Source organism: Pedobacter faecalis, from assembly GCF_030182585.1.
GTDB classification, from domain to species: Bacteria; Bacteroidota; Bacteroidia; order Sphingobacteriales; family Sphingobacteriaceae; genus Pedobacter; species Pedobacter faecalis.
Window position 1 is genome coordinate 355,795 of the sequence record NZ_JARXOW010000002.1, and the last position, 14,833, is coordinate 370,627.

Here is a 14,833-nt window from a genome sequence, read left to right on the forward strand (position 1 = left end):
AATTGTTGTTTCGCAGCACCCAGGATTTTTTTAACAATGTTATGCGAAACAACAATTGTAAAAATCAACCTGCTAAGTTATGCTTAGCAGGTCAACAGTTCCCTGGTCAGGTTGAAGCTGTAAATGAAAAAATCAGGGTGATCCCTGTTCCTCAGCCAAATATTGAATCTCCCGTATGCCTTATAAAAAGCCATACAGGGCCTTGCAATCATAAATGGTGCTCGATGGTGCATCAGAAACCTCATTTTTATGGCCGCACCGTATCTGAGTTCTATAACACCCATGACTTTTCAGAGTTCAACGTTATACGCAGTCCTGTCGGTCACCCGCATATTATTCCTAAAAATCCGAACCCTGGGGCTGAGGATGGGTTTGAATTATTCAGACAATCAATGACTGCGGTAACTCATATGGCCGGATCGTGGCCGGATATAGACGTCGCCCCCCGCGAACATGTAGAATTTAGATGGGTCGAGCATATAGATTGCTATCCGGAAACTGACCGGATTACAGGAAGTGTTATTTGGAAGGATAGGCTTGACGTTAAATTATGTGCTTTCTATGTTGGGCCAATTAACATAATTGGTATTAAGCCGATAGACGTGAACGCGGTATTTGCGGTACCTGAAATATTTCTTACTCCTTGATGACCCATGCCGGTATGCCGAAAACTTTAGCGCACTGAAGCGATAGCTGGCGATCTATTTAAATCATTCTTTCAATACTGATTAAGATTATTGGACTTTAAAGTATAAGCCCTTGCAGAGACGCAAGGGCTTTTTGTTATAATCAATGGGTTCTGTTTTACTGAGTGGTGCCGATTAATATTTACACTAAGAAAAAAATGGAGAAAAAATTACGTGTAATGGTTTGGATATTAGTATCTTGGATTAATTATTATCTTTTGTCAACGCTCAAATGTTTTGCGGATTGGCGTACAAAGAGTTGATGACTAATAAAACCTATCATCTATGCTTAGCGTTCTTCTAAAAACTTTATCACCCCCCCCCCCAAAAAAAAAACTTCGGTTTCTGTATTGGATTTGCTTCTCCCGAAACTTAATGAAAAATAAGAAATTAGTGCGGACATCATGTTGTCTTGCATATCTAATGACTATCTCGCTTAGCCTTTTTTCACAACATGTGAAAACATTAGTGGTTGGCGTCGAAAAGTTGATCGAGAATGTCGAACTGTATCCCGAAAGCGCGTCAGTTCATGCTGCTTATCAAAAGGCGTTCCGAGATATCGATTCAACTATTGTAATCACACAATATGAGAAATGGCGTAGAAAATTTCCGATGAGTGTTGGCATCCATCTAGCTGTACTGCCTTTTATTAAGAACACTGGTTATACATTTTTGCCTCTAAAGGTGTCAAATAGCTGGGACAAAGGAAACTTACAGAATAATGGCAGCGCGCCGGTAAACTTTTTAATTGACCAGTTCGGAAATATTCTATGGAAGAACTTTCAAGCTCACAACAGGGATCAGCAAGAGGCTGTCGAATTAATGATTGAAGAGTCTTTGAACAATTAGATCAAATCAAACCCAATATCTTCGCGAAAGTGGGTATTCCGGGAAAAGTGGAACCGCTAAAATGAACTTGGCCTTCAGATTTATCTGCCACATTAACAATAAATTTGGAGTGAAAAAGAAATGGAGTTAGCTCTATAAAAGAACTAACTCCATTCTTGTACCTTGGGCCGGAGTCGAACCGGCACGGTTTCCCACAGGTGTTTGAGACCAGCGCGTCTACCAATTCCGCCACCAAGGCATTTGCTGTTTAGCGGGACGCAAATGTATACATTGCTTCGCTATTATCAAAGAATATTTTAATTATCTTCTTTCAATTGCTTGTCTACCCAAAACGGAGCAAAGGGCAGAAGTGATGCAAATCCAAAGAGCGCAACCCGTTTAAAGTTCCATTTATATTCCTGCCATGCCATAATAAGCACTACAACATAGAGCATGAACAGTACGCCATGTGCCCAGCCCGTGTATTTCACCGCTTCAGGCATATCAAGCCAGTACTTGAGCGGCATGGCGATGAATATAAGCAGGATGTATGAAATCCCTTCAGCAACGGCAACTTTTCTGAAAATTGATAACGTATTCATAGTGTGTTTTCAGCAAAGGTATTGAAACCACACTATGAAGTAGGGAGTTGGCGTATTTTTGACAATCTGCCAACATGCCGGCTACAGCAGCCGCAGCTTATAATCGGGCCGGGATGGCTTTTTGAAGTTCTTAGACTTAACCTCTTTTTCAATTTTGCTCTCTTGTTTAGGCCCGCCGTGAGCTAAAGGTTTTGAGAATGCGCCAGCGTCGATGGTTTTTTGAACGGTTTTCATAAGTTAGTGATTATCGTCGTTAAAACACTTTTGCGAGATTCTTGTTTTATAATAATCGCAGAAAGCGTAATAAAACGCTGTTTGCGGTTTGTGCTTGTTTTAAGCGTATAAAAACGGGAAAAAACGCGTATATCATCAAAAAATCCGAATCGCTAAAAAGATTAATATTGCAGAAGAATATTCCGAAAACTATTAACAATTCTAACTCAATATAAAAGGATCATCAATAATGATTAATATCATCCTCGCTGAAGACCATCAAATCGTTCGTGCCGGTATAAAATTGCTGTTGAGCGACGACCCGGATCTCCATATTGTCGCCGAGGCCAGAAACGGACAGTCCGTATTGGAACTGTTGGGCGACAATACTACTGCTGATGTGATCTTGTCTGACATCACGATGCCAATAATGGACGGTTTCGAAATGCTTCAGCAAGTCAAAGCTAAATATCCGGATGTCAGGGTAGTTTTCCTGTCGATGATAGACGATGAGAAGCAAATTGCTGCAGCTATTGCGGGTGGTGCTGCGGGTTATCTCTTCAAAAATGCAGATGCCCAGGAGCTTACTTTTGCCATCAAGTTTGTGGCAGGTGGCCAGCGATATATCTGTTCTGAACTTGCTTTTAGGCTTCTGGAAAGATTACCGGCCGCCAGACGAACCGAAGATACATACGACGCTGAAGAATTCACGGATCGTGAGATGGAGGTGTTAAAGCTGATTGCCGACGGACTCACCAACGCTGAAATAGCCGATAAAATATTTCTAAGCAAGCGTACGGTAGAGGGACACCGGCAGGCGCTTTTAAAGAAAACAGGTGCACGCAATTCTGCAAGCCTGATCCGCGCTGCAATGCAAAAAAACATGATTTAAACAAATGATCGCTTTTCAGGGTTTCTAAAGAACTATGAAAAGCGATATGAAAAAGAATATATTAAGGGATAGCATTACTGCAAGTCCCTGGCAAACCATCGGAAAGCCAGAGGTCGGCGCCGCGACCAATCTCACTGAAATATTCGACACCGTTATCATTGGCGCCGGGATAACGGGTATAACCACTGCCTTGATGCTTCAACAGGCGGGTCAGAAATGTATCGTACTCGAAGCTGGCAACGTTGGCTATGGCACTACAGGAGGAACCAGCGCGCACCTGAACACCTTTTTCGACACAACTTACCCTCAGATTGAGAGCGACTTCAGTAAAGAAGCGGCTAAGCTTGTCGCCCAAACTGGTAAAGAGGCCATGGGCATCATTAAGGGCTATATCGACAAATATCAGGCAGATTGCGATTTCGAGTGTAAAGACGGGTATCTGTACTCAGAAAATGAGCGTGAAACCAAGGAATTAAAAGAGATCCTGGAGTCTTCCGCTGAAGCTGGGGTGGAAGTGGAGGAAGCCAGTGAAAACGGGGTGACGGTTCCTTTCGAAAGCGTGATCAGGTTTGGCAATCAGGCACAGTTTCACCCGATGAAATATCTGGCAACCCTGGCCAAGGCATTTACCGATATGGGCGGCATCGTACTGGAGAATGCTTTTGTGACCAATCGTAAAAGTAAAGACGGGCTGAGTGAGGTGGTTACGGATAAAGCTCAGATAAAAGGCCGTAACGTGGTTTATGCTACACATCTGCCGCCGGGAATTACTGCTTTTAGTTTGCGCTGCGCGCCATACCGGAGTTATGTGATCGGCGCCAGACTTAAAAATGAACAGTATCCAGGCAGTCTGACCTACGATATGCAGGAGCCTTATCATTATTTCCGTACGCATGAAATAGAAGGTCAGAAGTATCTGATCGTTGGTGGAGAAGACCATAAGACCGGTCACGATAATCCCGAAGAAGCCTTTGCGAACCTGGAGTCTTATCTCCGGCAGTATTATGAGGTGGAAAGTATCGACTATCGCTGGTCGTCGCAATATTATGTGCCGGTCGACGGCCTCCCGTATATAGGTTCGATGGCGGCTGCCGACGAGCAAGTTTATATCGCTACAGGTTTTAACGGTAATGGGATGATCTTCGGAACGATCTCTGGAAAGATCATCAGCGATCAGATTCTCGGCATAGAAAATCCATATTCGCAGCTTTATAGTCCTTCGCGGCTTAAGCCTATCGCAGGCTTCTCTGAATTTGTAAAGGAGAACGCTGATGTAGCCTGGCGGTTTGTGGCCGATCGTTTCGGAACCGAGGAGCTTGAGGCGGTGGCCGATCTGAAGCCAGGCGAAGGAAAGGTAGTGGAATTTGATGGCGACCGCCTTGCGGTTTACAAAGACGCAGGCGGTAAGGTTACTGCGCTGAGTCCCGTATGTACGCACGCAGGATGTATCGTTAATTTCAATGCCGCTGAAAAAAGCTGGGATTGTCCGTGTCATGGCGGCAGGTTCGACACATCAGGTAAAGTGCTGTGCGGCCCGCCTCAGAAAGACCTGGAGCAGGTAGCATTCTCTTAGTTTAAATAGTGAAAACTTTTTTGGCCGCTAAGCCTTCTATATATCAGTGTATTTATATGATTTATTCACTATAAACCTTATTGTATGTTAGCAATGAATTACAGAGGCCCCTATAGGGTCAGGGCAGAACAAAGGCCGATGCCAGAGATACTTCACCCGGAAGATGCGATTGTCCGGGTAACGCGTACTTGCATCTGCGGTTCCGATCTGCATCTTTATCATGGTATGGTGCCCGACACCAGGGTGGGCCAGACTTTTGGTCACGAGTTTACCGGTGTGGTTGAAGAAGTTGGTCCGCTGGTCAAGAATTTGAAAGTAGGCGATCAGGTACTGGTGCCGTTTAACATTGCCTGCGGAAAATGTAATTTCTGCAAGCAGGGCCTGTATGGTAACTGTCATGAATCGAACCCTATGGCCACAGCGGTTGGCGGTATTTTCGGGTATTCACACACTGCAGGTGGTTTTGATGGCGGACAGGCAGAATATGTCCGAGTACCCTACGCCGATGTTGGCCCTACAGTCATTCCGCCCGACATGGATCCGGATGATGCTGTTTTGCTGACGGATGTGGTTCCCACGGGATACCAGGCTGCTGAGATGGGAGGTATAAAAGAAGGCGATACGGTAGTCGTATTTGGCGCCGGACCTATCGGCATTATGGCCGCAAGATGTGCCTGGTTCTTTGGCCCTTCGCGTGTAATTATCATAGACCATGTCGACTATCGCCTGGAATTTGCGCGCAACTATGCTAAGTGTGAGGCGTATAACTTCAAGGAAATGAACGACCCTGTAGTGTTCCTTAAAAAGATTACCGACTGGTACGGTGCTGATGTTTGTATAGACTGTGTAGGCTGTGAGGCCGAAGGAAACACGTTACAGACCTTCAGCGGCAGGGTGATGATGATGCAGGCTGGCTCAGGTACGGCTTTGCAGTGGGCGATAAACTCTGTGAAAAAAGGCGGAATCGTCTCCATCGTAGGTGTGTACGGCCCGCCGTTCAACCTTATCCCAATTGGAAACGTGTTAAATAAAGGTATTACGGTCCGTGCAAATCAGGCATCCGTGAAGCGGCTGTTGCCAAGGTTGATCGACCATGTGCAGTCAGGCAGGCTTAACCCTAAAGGATTGATCACGCATCGTATTCCGCTCGAAGAGGTGTCGGATGCCTACCGGCTCTTCTCATCCAAGTTAGACAATTGTATTAAAACCGTGCTGATCCCATCGGCTAAACCTTAAGATTATGGAACCGTTAAACACTAATTACAGAGATATACCAGGTTGGGGAATGGACGCTGATCCGGAGAACGAACCCACCTATCCGATGAAGCATTATACCGGAGACGATCATAACCGGATAAATTATGAGCGCTCTGAGCAGCAACCCGTCGACGTGGAACTGCTGATGTCCATAGAGCGCCCTGCAGTGCCACGCGTATTTGGGAATACCCTTCCGCCTAGCGGACTAAGCGGTATGATCAGGCGCTATGCTTTCCGGCATAGTGAAGACAGGTACAGGCACTGGCTGCCCCTGATTCTGGCCGACAGGATAAACGTGGTGGAAGGGCTGGTCGATGATATAAAACGCGGGCACTTCCCTAACATCATTGCCGAACGAGGCTGGAAAGCCGAGTGGAAGCACAACAAAAAAGGTATGGTGGTAAAGATAGCCACTTTCGCTGCCCTGAGTTATATCATCTACTTATCGTGCCGTAAAAGCAGGCGCTAATACGAGTCTAAATAACAAAAAGGCCGGCATATTTGCCGGCTTTTTTATTGCTGTAAAATTATAGCTTAATTGGTATGGCCTGGTGCCGGACTCATGCCCTGCGGATCATCGCCGTTGCCGGAATTGTTCAGGTTCATGGTCTTACCAATTTTAAGCGCCTCGTTATAGTGCTGGGTAAGTACTGGTAAAGTTTTAGAGGCGAAAGATTTCACGTCGGCATCCGACAACCGGGCGCCTTCGGTAAACAGTTTTACAGTCGCCGAATGGTCTTTGATCATCATAAGCATGTACTGCTCATCGAACTTTTTGTCGTTCAGACTTTGCATGCCCTTTAGGTGCGCCTGTTTATCCTTAGGTAAAGATGTAGGCAGTTGTATGCCTAGTTTGGACGCGATAGTGGCCAGTTCGGCGTTGGCTTTGGTATGATCCCTCACCATCATCTCAGCAAATTTTCTCACCGACTCATTTTTAGAGGTGGTTAGTGCCGCTTTGCCTGCTTCAACCTCCATCAACCCGCCTGTAGCGGCCGCATTGATAAATGTCTTTTCATCGCCGGGCAAATCTATGTCGGCCGTCATAGCCTGCGCACGTTCGGTTGTATCACTGATAGAATCAATCACTTGGGTGGAAGCCGCGTCGCGGTCGCCACGCTCCGCATTTCCGCATGAGTAGGCCATCGCAGCGGCAATAGCCAGCATTGGTAATCTGATAGAGTTTTTCATAGTGTAGTAGTTTTCCTTTAAGCAAACATCAGCAGCGGCCAATTGGTTTTGATGAAAAATTGCTATTATTGCGAACCAGACAAAACCAAATACTAATGCTCAAACCTATTACCTTGCTCTCTCTGCTTTTCGTCTTCATGTATTCGAATTTAGCCTTAAGCCAGCATCTCAGACGACACGACATTGCCAACTTAACCGCTGAAGATTATAAAGGTGCTGCTCCCGAAAGTAACGCAAGAACCGCTTTTACCGACGTGCGGATTTATTATCGGTTAGATTCCATTACGACGCTGGCAGACAATAAGGTTAAGCTTTCATTCATCACGAAGGTGGATCAGAAAAAAGAAAGCAGTTACTTGAACCGCGACAAGTTTAGCAGTCCGCCTTTCGATAAAATGATCAGCCATGAGCAAGGTCATCTGCTCATCGGTTTCATCTGTGCAAACAGGGCAGAAAAGCTTTTCTCGTCGAAGGTATGGTCGGCAAACTATAAGGAGGAAATTCGATCAGCTTTTGCGCAATACCTGAGAAATCATTTTCACGCGCTGCAGTCTGACTACGATGAGGCAACCAGTCACGGTTCCGACCTGAAGCGCCAGGAAATCTGGGCGGCACGATTGAGCCTGATGTTTGAGGAAACATATAACGGAAGTGTTGAGGATGTGGGCTTGCCGACAGGCGATGCAGCAGTGGCCACAAATGTCGAGTCGCAGCCGGAGTTTCCGGGTGGAGCTCAGGCGATGTATAAATTTATTGGCGACAGTTACAGCTACCCGAGCGATCTGCGTCCTCGTCCGGAAGGACGCATAGTGGTTCAGTTCGTTGTAGATCAGGATGGCTATGTCGTAGAACCGAGAATACGTGAAAGCCTTCACCCGCGTCTCGATGCAGAGGCGCTTCGGGTGGTAAAACGCATGCCCAGATGGACACCTGGGGTACAGGGGGGAAGGGCGGTGCGTGTCCTGTACAATTTGCCCATCAATCTTAAATAGAACTGGACAGAGGCCCCGCCTATAGTGAAAATCTGGCATGATCAGGCTGAAAAATTTTCATCATTGCTGAAAAAAAATCATTTCCAGCCGTCGTTTCTGGCTCGAAACAGCATTGGCACAGCTGTTGTAAATTGCTAAGCGGAACTGAGGTTCTGAGTTTAATTAATCAAAGTTTTAATCGTTAATAAAAATTAAGGAGGAAAAACCTATGACATTGGTTAAATTTAATCCAGCACAAAAAAACAATGCATTAATGCCAGGCTTTAATGACGTTTTTGACTCAATTTTCAACGACACCTTTTTCTCAGATCGAATGATCAGCCGGGTACCCGCTGTAAACATCAGCGAAAGCCAGGATCATTTCCATATTGAACTGGCGGCCCCAGGCTTAAATAAAGGCGACTTCAAACTAAATCTCGACCGTAACATGCTTAACATTTCGGTTGAGCAGAGCATGGAAAACAAGGATCAGGAAAAGAATTACAGCAAGCGTGAGTACAGCTACAGTTCGTTCGTAAGATCGTTCACACTTCCTGAAAGTGCCGATCCGAATCAGATAGATGCAAGCTATACAGATGGTATTCTGAAGATCGATATCGCGAAAAGAGAAGAAGCGAAATCCATCGCCCGACAGATCGAAATTAAGTAAGCTGCCGCTACAGCATACCATATGTACCAAAAAAGGATGTCGGCCGACATCCTTTTTTTATTTAGCGATCTTTTACGTACCTGCGGTTTATGAACCCTTAGGTACATCATTGTCTAGGTCGCCATCGTCGAGACCGAGGTCTAAGGCCTCCTGGTCGCGGTCAAAGCCCTTTGATGTATCGTTGGCAGCCATTTCGGGATCTGCGGCATCCTCATCGGTTGAGTCGTCGCCCGCCGTTTTTGGGTCGGTAGGCGAAAGTGCCCCGGTAAGGTCATCATTATTGCCCATTTCGCTGTTGCTCACCGGCCCGTCTGAAGGCAATGAGCTGTTGTGTTGTTTTTCGTTTTCCATATGATGTTTCTTTAGGGTATTCATGTATTATCTGCCCCGGTTTAGGCGGGCATCGTCAAAGTGCTGGTGCTTGTAGAAATCAGAGGGATGGGTATCGTAGACCACCGCTTCGGCATGCGGCAAGGCGTTCTCGCCCAAAAAAGCATATCTGATGGCTAGTTCTGCGGCAGGCGAAAGCACCTTACCTGGTTCGTATTCGGGCAGCGACTCCAGGAAAGCTCCAGATACGCCGGGTACGATCACTTCGTCATCATCCTCATCCAGATCTACCACGCCGATCGGCATCAGCACAGCTTTTGAACTGGAACTGATTTCCGCCGACAGCCTCACAATCAGGTACCTTACCTTAAGTTCATTGCTGTCGAAGATCAGGTCTTCAACTTCGCCGATATCATTACCATCGGTATCGACCACTTCCCAGCCGGTAATGTCCGATTGATGATCTGCGATTTCAAAATCGCTCCCGCGGAGCGGCTCGAGGTAAGTCGTGCGGTGTTGTTCTTCCATTTCCATTGATATATGTTTGTCATTAAACAACCCGGCAGCATATAGAGTTTTGGCTAAAGTAAGAAGTCGCGCGGCCGACGGTATCTGCCCCTTCTTTTGTCTTAATCGCACCCTCCTAAATCCGTTGATATTCGCGAACTTAGAGATTAAGATCAACCATTTAAAAGTTTGTATATGACAGCAAAAAATCCGTTTGTGTGGACCGAGATCAGCGTTTCTGATCTGGCAAGAGCAAAGAAATTTTACGAAACCGTACTGCAGGTGCAGCTATCTGACCTCCCGGTGCCGGAGAGCATGCAGGCCGAGCCCGGGAGCGACGATTATTTTGAGATGATAGCTTTTCCCGGCGATATGATGGGGCCGGGCTGCAGCGGTACATTGGTACGTTCTGGTATGAACCGGCCAGGTCCGGGCGGTACTATGGTATATTTTCATAGCGAGGACTGTGACATTGAGACGGGCAGGGTGGAGGCTGCGGGCGGCAAGGTCATCGCCGGAAAGATGTCGCTGGGCGAGTATGGATTTTGTTCCATCTGTGAAGACTCCGAAGGCAATGCCATCGGTTTTCACTCCATGAAATGATGCCTGCCAGCAACAGGTTTCTTTTGGGCACTGTAGATTCCGGCGGTGCCGCTAAAAAGATAAGCCGTAAAACAGGCCACAGCAAAAAACAGCGTATACTGACTGCCGAAGAGTTCGACACCCATAATGGTGCATGCTAAGGGCGTGTTGGTAGCACCAGAAAACACCGCAATGAAGCCGAGGGCGGCAAAGAGGCTTACTGGTGCGTTTAGTATGGCCGACAAGGTATTTCCGAGTGTAGCCCCGATATAGAACAGCGGGGTTACCTCGCCGCCCTTAAAGCCGCTGCCGAGCGTTATGGAGGTGTAAACCAGTTTCCAAAGCCAGCTCCAGGCATCTGCTCCTCCGGCCTCAAAAGCTGAGGAGACCGTCACAGCCCCCGGATATTCGGCTTCCACGCCCAGCCCCAGATAATCGGGTTTACCAAGCGCAAAACTAAGCGCAATGATGGTAAGTCCACCTAAAACCGGAACCATCCATTGATGCGTAAAGAAACGCCCGAAAAAAGCTTTGACGCCATTGAGCGAGGCAATGAACAACCAGCTTACCAGTCCGAATACTACAGAGGCTGCAATAACTTTCAGGAGCAATAGAAGATCTATCGCGAAATACCTGGCGTAGCTATAATCAGACTGTGCTGCAACGTTGATATGATATGCCGCATGATGGAGCCCCCAGGCCGATACGGTGAGATCGCCAACTATGCTTGCAATGAGCGCCGGAAGCAGCGCATTGTACCGCATCCTGCCCAGTACCAATACCTCAAGCGCAAATACTGCGCCTGTGAGCGGTGTGCCAAACACGGCTCCAAATCCGGCAGCGATACCGGCAGTAAGCATAACTTTCGTCTCAGCCTCATCTAATCTGAACCATTTGCGGAACATATCTGCAATGCCGCCGCCCATTTGGACAGCAGTGCCTTCCCGTCCGGCAGAGCCGCCAAACAGGTGGGTAAGCACGGTAGTAATCAGAATAATCGGCGCCATGACTCTTGGAATACCGTCTCCGCCGTCATTGATCTGCGTGATGATGAGGTTGTTTCCCTTCTCGGAGGATTTACCGATGGTGGTATAGAGCAGATGAATAAGCAGGCCTGCCAGTGGTAATAGAAAAAGCAGCCAGGTATGCTGAAACCGGAACTGCGTTGCCCAATGCAGGAGCCAGAGAAAGAGCGCAACCGCACTTCCGATGACAATAGCCGCTGGAACAATAAGCAGTGTCCACCGCAAGGCGTACTTCATGATGGCAAGATGTTCAGATCGAAACTTCATATCGGTGAGGCTAAATTAAGCCTAAAATTGCCACTATTAAAATATCATTTTTTAGCTATGTTTATTACTGCCGTCCAGCAGAAAGCAAATGGTAGAAAACCAAACGGGGTCTGTTTCTGTTTTAGGATGAGTAAATAACCAAATATTTTTTCATTCCTAAAAACCTTCGTATGAAGACATTAAAACTACGACTGCCAGTTTACCTGGTTGCGGCGCTAGCCTTTGCGTCGTGCAAAAAACAAGACAATCCAGTAGAAAAGTTTAAACCCGAGCGTTTGAGCAATGTATCGGCAGCTGGCGTTGTCCCGCCGGGCTACGGACTTAGTAACTGGATGGGGGCCGTTTCCGACAATACGAGCATCGCTCAGATGTCAATCCCCGGTACGCATGATTCAGGCGCCCGTACCGAGCCCATCGGTGGTACTGCCAAGTGTCAGAATCTCAGTATTGCAGAACAGTTGTCGGCCGGCGTACGCTTCCTCGACATCCGCTGCAGGCATATCGATAATGCCTTTGCCATTCACCACGGTGCCATTTATCAGAACCTGAATTTCAATGATGTGCTGAATGCCTGTATCAGTTTTCTTAACAGCAATCCTACCGAGACCATTATTATGAGCGTGAAGGAGGAGCATACACCCTCAAACAATACCCGCAGTTTTGAGCAGACTTTTGATAGCTATGTAGCGCAAAACAGCTCTAAATGGGATCTTGGTACCGGTATACCTAACCTTGGAACTGTCCGCGGCAAGATTAAATTGCTGAGGAGATTTGGCACCGGAAGCCCTAAAGGAATCGATGCTACGGCCTGGGCTGATAACACCACGTTTAGCATCAACAATTCTGCAGCTAACCTGAAAGTTCAGGATTTCTATAATATAAACGATGTAAATACAAAATGGACAAACGTTCAAACACAGTTGAACGATGCGCATAACGACACGTCTAACCGCCTTTACCTGAATTTCTGTAGCGGATACAAGCCCGGCTTGTTCGGTATTCCAAGCATCACCACGGTATCCAACTTTATAAATCCTAAGGTAAGCACCTTTTTTACCAATAACACGAGTGGTAAATATGGTGTAGTCATTCTGGATTTTATCGACTCATCCAGGAGTCAGCTGATCGCGAATACAAATTTCTAACTGCTCGATCTAAATTAAAACGGGCATGCGAGGTGATCGCATGCCCGTTTTTATTGGAGGTACGTTTTTTTAATCGACGTTGTCCTCGTCGGCTACAGCATCTTCCCAGTTTTCCCATTTAGGGGTGTTAGGGTCGTAACCGTCATAGCCATAATTCTGACTTAGCTGACCTCGCTTGTTTGCCGTAATAGCGGCGTCTGGTATGGGCCAGTAAAGGTTCTTCTTATCCATGGTATAATTCGGATTACTGTTGCCCGTTGCGTTAATCTGGATAGGGCCTTTGTTATACAGGCTATAGTGATTAATGCGCTGGAACCAATAGCTTCCGCCGGCAGGTGCGGTTCCGCTTTGCTTGTCGAAGTTGTTCAACGTATAGGTATTCCCCCATTCGTCTGGTTTTCCGCTACGTGCCAGGCATAAGGAAACGCGGGTCAGCTCCACATTTCTCCATTCTTCCCAATACAACTCACGGGCCCGCTCATTCATAATATCGCCAATGCTTACCGCACCGGTATACAGCTGAGTGCATTTAGCCCGTCGCCTGATGATATTCAGGTCTTCCGCGATAGATGGGTCGGCCGGGTTCATATAATATTTTGCCTCGGCACGAAGCAGGTAGGCTTCTGCCAGCCGGTAAACATACCAATCGGCGTTTGAGCCGTTTGTAGCGCCACGTAAGCCGTCGGAGCCAGCGATATTGGCTTCGTTAACCGGGTCGTCCAGGAAAAATTTATAGTGCGGCACATCAAACCACCTTCTTATGGTATCACTGCATAGCAATTTACCAGAGGTGGGATGGTACAGTCTCAAAGGTTTGCCAAAGTCTACCGAAGCTTTGTTGTTTACACGGTAATCTTCCATACGCACCCAGTTGCCGCTTTCAGCGCTATGACGCAGATCGGTTGCATCCATTACCCCGTTCACTTTCCATAAGGTATGCGTGCTGAAGTGCGTGGGGCGGAAGGTGGCGATACCGCGACCAAAAGCGCGCATGTAATCGTAAGTCGCATTGTAATCGGACGAATTACGCCTGATGTTCATAAGCGCCTGTTTACCGTCTGTGGTCTGGATACGGTTGTCGAACACGAACGGATAAAGGATCCGCATGGTCAGCATCTGGACAAAAGATTCGGCACTAGCGCCCCTGTTGGGCACACCCATGATTACCTCGCGGTTTGCCCCAATCAGTTTGTTCTCTGGCCGGTGCAAGTCCCATACAACGTTTCGCGTAATTTTCCAGGTAAGCGGTTCACCGCCGTCGTTAAAAGTACCGAAGGTATTGGTCATCAGTGAATAACCCGACTGATCGATCAGGATATCGGTTTGTTCTTTTGCTTTTTCGTATTCACCCAAAGCCAGGTAGCATTTAGCAAGCAGCATCCTGCAGGCACCTTTGTTTACCATACCCACCAGGCTCATTGCGCTCTGATCTGGAACCCATTGCACCGCAAGCTCCATGTCTCTGGTAATCATTTTTAGAATGGCTTCCTGTTTTGTGCTGCGATAGTTTTGTTTAGGCACTTCAAGAAGCTTGGTTACCAGCGGCACATCGCCAAACTGAAACGTCAGCGCCATATACCTGAATGCGCGGTGGAAGTAAGCCCGGCCTACATACTCATTCTTGGTGTTTTCGTCAAGGCCTTCAACTTTATCTGCATACTGAATGATCGTATTGGCATACATAATCCCTTTATAGGTTTCCTCCCAGAAATACCAGATGCTATTGGTCCGGTCTATATTCTGATAGGATGTTTCGCTTGTTGGGGTCAGCATGTTGGCCACATCAGCAAGCATATTGCGCTTATCTGTAGCGCTAGCAACCATCAGGTCTGAAAAAATATATTCCGTTCCCAGCGTAAGCATCTCATTGTGGTCTGTTGCCCAATAGAGTTTTAGATGCCGGTCGCATATGGCCTGGGCCGACATAAGGCCTGATAAGGTGGTAAATGTGGCCGACGGCTCGTAAAATGATAGAGGTTCGGGGTTTAGAAACTCCCGTTTACATCCACTTAGCAGTGTTGCGCTGCCAGCAAAAACGATGAGATATCTTTTAAAGCGATTAATTTTTTGAGTTAACTTTTTCATGTCGGTCGA

The 14,833-nt window shown here is 47.0% G+C and carries 17 protein-coding genes and 1 tRNA gene; 10 read left to right on the top strand and 8 right to left on the bottom strand.

Going from position 1 to position 14,833, the window contains the following annotated elements; genetic code table 11:
- The first annotated feature begins 224 nt into the window (after positions 1–224).
- Together QEP07_RS15230 and QEP07_RS15235 are read left to right on the top strand one after the other, a co-directional pair.
- Positions 225–647 carry a hypothetical protein gene (locus QEP07_RS15230; protein WP_285011014.1) on the top strand — a complete coding sequence of 141 codons (423 nt, stop codon included), beginning with the start codon at positions 225–227 and terminating at the stop codon, positions 645–647.
- 414 nt (positions 648–1,061) lie between these two features.
- A complete protein-coding gene (locus tag QEP07_RS15235; RefSeq protein ID WP_285011015.1) occupies positions 1,062–1,535 on the top strand; it encodes a hypothetical protein in 474 nt (157 codons plus the stop codon).
- A gap of 158 nt (positions 1,536–1,693) precedes the next feature.
- Here QEP07_RS15235 and QEP07_RS15240 read toward each other — a convergent pair.
- From QEP07_RS15240 to QEP07_RS15250, 3 genes are all read right to left on the bottom strand, one after another.
- A tRNA-Leu gene (locus QEP07_RS15240) sits at positions 1,694–1,773 on the bottom strand.
- Between the two features lie 58 nt (positions 1,774–1,831).
- Positions 1,832–2,116, bottom strand: a complete 285-nt coding sequence (locus QEP07_RS15245) for a DUF3817 domain-containing protein (RefSeq protein ID WP_256007434.1) — start codon at positions 2,114–2,116, stop codon at positions 1,832–1,834.
- Positions 2,117–2,197: 81 nt separating this feature from the next.
- Positions 2,198–2,350 (bottom strand): hypothetical protein, encoded by a 153-nt coding sequence (locus tag QEP07_RS15250; RefSeq protein ID WP_285011017.1) that lies wholly within the window; start codon positions 2,348–2,350, stop codon positions 2,198–2,200.
- 229 nt (positions 2,351–2,579) lie between these two features.
- Here QEP07_RS15250 and QEP07_RS15255 point away from each other — a divergent pair, with 229 nt between their 5' ends.
- The 4 genes from QEP07_RS15255 to QEP07_RS15270 all read left to right on the top strand — a co-directional run bounded on the left by QEP07_RS15255 (position 2,580) and on the right by QEP07_RS15270 (position 6,520).
- Entirely contained in the window at positions 2,580–3,221 is a 642-nt protein-coding gene (locus QEP07_RS15255) for a response regulator (RefSeq protein ID WP_285011019.1), read from the top strand.
- 46 nt (positions 3,222–3,267) lie between these two features.
- The gene (locus tag QEP07_RS15260; protein ID WP_285011020.1) at positions 3,268–4,794 is read left to right on the top strand and encodes an FAD-dependent oxidoreductase; all 1,527 of its coding nucleotides are present in this window, start codon (positions 3,268–3,270) and stop codon (positions 4,792–4,794) included.
- Positions 4,795–4,878: 84 nt separating this feature from the next.
- A complete protein-coding gene (locus QEP07_RS15265) occupies positions 4,879–6,030 on the top strand; it encodes a zinc-dependent alcohol dehydrogenase (RefSeq protein WP_285011021.1) in 1,152 nt (383 codons plus the stop codon).
- Between the two features lie 4 nt (positions 6,031–6,034).
- The gene (locus tag QEP07_RS15270) at positions 6,035–6,520 is read left to right on the top strand and encodes a hypothetical protein (protein WP_285011023.1); all 486 of its coding nucleotides are present in this window, start codon (positions 6,035–6,037) and stop codon (positions 6,518–6,520) included.
- 65 nt (positions 6,521–6,585) lie between these two features.
- Here the strand turns inward: QEP07_RS15270 and QEP07_RS15275 are convergent, their stop codons facing one another.
- The gene (locus tag QEP07_RS15275; protein WP_285011025.1) at positions 6,586–7,242 is read right to left on the bottom strand and encodes a DUF4142 domain-containing protein; all 657 of its coding nucleotides are present in this window, start codon (positions 7,240–7,242) and stop codon (positions 6,586–6,588) included.
- 95 nt (positions 7,243–7,337) lie between these two features.
- Between QEP07_RS15275 and QEP07_RS15280 the strand changes: the two genes are divergently transcribed.
- Positions 7,338–8,234, top strand: a complete 897-nt coding sequence (locus tag QEP07_RS15280) for an energy transducer TonB (protein WP_285011027.1) — start codon at positions 7,338–7,340, stop codon at positions 8,232–8,234.
- 208 nt (positions 8,235–8,442) lie between these two features.
- Positions 8,443–8,883 carry an Hsp20/alpha crystallin family protein gene (locus QEP07_RS15285; RefSeq protein ID WP_285011029.1) on the top strand — a complete coding sequence of 147 codons (441 nt, stop codon included), beginning with the start codon at positions 8,443–8,445 and terminating at the stop codon, positions 8,881–8,883.
- A gap of 87 nt (positions 8,884–8,970) precedes the next feature.
- Here the strand turns inward: QEP07_RS15285 and QEP07_RS15290 are convergent, their stop codons facing one another.
- Positions 8,971–9,234 (bottom strand): hypothetical protein, encoded by a 264-nt coding sequence (locus tag QEP07_RS15290; protein ID WP_285011031.1) that lies wholly within the window; start codon positions 9,232–9,234, stop codon positions 8,971–8,973.
- 27 nt (positions 9,235–9,261) lie between these two features.
- Positions 9,262–9,747 carry a PRC-barrel domain-containing protein gene (locus QEP07_RS15295; protein ID WP_285011032.1) on the bottom strand — a complete coding sequence of 162 codons (486 nt, stop codon included), beginning with the start codon at positions 9,745–9,747 and terminating at the stop codon, positions 9,262–9,264.
- A 168-nt stretch (positions 9,748–9,915) separates the two neighbouring features.
- On the opposite strand from QEP07_RS15295, the gene QEP07_RS15300 reads away from it, so the two are divergent.
- Entirely contained in the window at positions 9,916–10,323 is a 408-nt protein-coding gene (locus tag QEP07_RS15300) for a VOC family protein (RefSeq protein ID WP_285011034.1), read from the top strand.
- Here the strand turns inward: QEP07_RS15300 and QEP07_RS15305 are convergent.
- Complete coding sequence (locus tag QEP07_RS15305; RefSeq protein ID WP_285011036.1) at positions 10,308–11,594, bottom strand: voltage-gated chloride channel family protein; 1,287 nt, start codon at positions 11,592–11,594, stop codon at positions 10,308–10,310. The genes QEP07_RS15300 and QEP07_RS15305 overlap by 16 nt on opposite strands.
- A gap of 170 nt (positions 11,595–11,764) precedes the next feature.
- On the opposite strand from QEP07_RS15305, the gene QEP07_RS15310 reads away from it, so the two are divergent.
- The gene (locus QEP07_RS15310) at positions 11,765–12,739 is read left to right on the top strand and encodes a phosphatidylinositol-specific phospholipase C (RefSeq protein ID WP_285011037.1); all 975 of its coding nucleotides are present in this window, start codon (positions 11,765–11,767) and stop codon (positions 12,737–12,739) included.
- 69 nt (positions 12,740–12,808) lie between these two features.
- Here the strand turns inward: QEP07_RS15310 and QEP07_RS15315 are convergent, their stop codons facing one another.
- Positions 12,809–14,824 (bottom strand): RagB/SusD family nutrient uptake outer membrane protein, encoded by a 2,016-nt coding sequence (locus QEP07_RS15315; protein WP_285011039.1) that lies wholly within the window; start codon positions 14,822–14,824, stop codon positions 12,809–12,811.
- Positions 14,825–14,833 lie beyond the last annotated feature (9 nt).

Bases quoted from the DNA above. Each gene is read 5' to 3' on its own strand.
- QEP07_RS15230 (WP_285011014.1), top strand. From the start codon at position 225: ATGGTGCATCAGAAACCTCATTTTTATGGCCGCACCGTATCTGAGTTC.
- QEP07_RS15235 (WP_285011015.1), top strand. From the start codon at position 1,062: ATGAAAAATAAGAAATTAGTGCGGACATCATGTTGTCTTGCATATCTA.
- QEP07_RS15245 (WP_256007434.1), bottom strand. From the start codon at position 2,116: ATGAATACGTTATCAATTTTCAGAAAAGTTGCCGTTGCTGAAGGGATT.
- QEP07_RS15250 (WP_285011017.1), bottom strand. From the start codon at position 2,350: ATGAAAACCGTTCAAAAAACCATCGACGCTGGCGCATTCTCAAAACCT.
- QEP07_RS15255 (WP_285011019.1), top strand. From the start codon at position 2,580: ATGATTAATATCATCCTCGCTGAAGACCATCAAATCGTTCGTGCCGGT.
- QEP07_RS15260 (WP_285011020.1), top strand. From the start codon at position 3,268: ATGAAAAAGAATATATTAAGGGATAGCATTACTGCAAGTCCCTGGCAA.
- QEP07_RS15265 (WP_285011021.1), top strand. From the start codon at position 4,879: ATGTTAGCAATGAATTACAGAGGCCCCTATAGGGTCAGGGCAGAACAA.
- QEP07_RS15270 (WP_285011023.1), top strand. From the start codon at position 6,035: ATGGAACCGTTAAACACTAATTACAGAGATATACCAGGTTGGGGAATG.
- QEP07_RS15275 (WP_285011025.1), bottom strand. From the start codon at position 7,242: ATGAAAAACTCTATCAGATTACCAATGCTGGCTATTGCCGCTGCGATG.
- QEP07_RS15280 (WP_285011027.1), top strand. From the start codon at position 7,338: ATGCTCAAACCTATTACCTTGCTCTCTCTGCTTTTCGTCTTCATGTAT.
- QEP07_RS15285 (WP_285011029.1), top strand. From the start codon at position 8,443: ATGACATTGGTTAAATTTAATCCAGCACAAAAAAACAATGCATTAATG.
- QEP07_RS15290 (WP_285011031.1), bottom strand. From the start codon at position 9,234: ATGGAAAACGAAAAACAACACAACAGCTCATTGCCTTCAGACGGGCCG.
- QEP07_RS15295 (WP_285011032.1), bottom strand. From the start codon at position 9,747: ATGGAAATGGAAGAACAACACCGCACGACTTACCTCGAGCCGCTCCGC.
- QEP07_RS15300 (WP_285011034.1), top strand. From the start codon at position 9,916: ATGACAGCAAAAAATCCGTTTGTGTGGACCGAGATCAGCGTTTCTGAT.
- QEP07_RS15305 (WP_285011036.1), bottom strand. From the start codon at position 11,594: ATGAAGTTTCGATCTGAACATCTTGCCATCATGAAGTACGCCTTGCGG.
- QEP07_RS15310 (WP_285011037.1), top strand. From the start codon at position 11,765: ATGAAGACATTAAAACTACGACTGCCAGTTTACCTGGTTGCGGCGCTA.
- QEP07_RS15315 (WP_285011039.1), bottom strand. From the start codon at position 14,824: ATGAAAAAGTTAACTCAAAAAATTAATCGCTTTAAAAGATATCTCATC.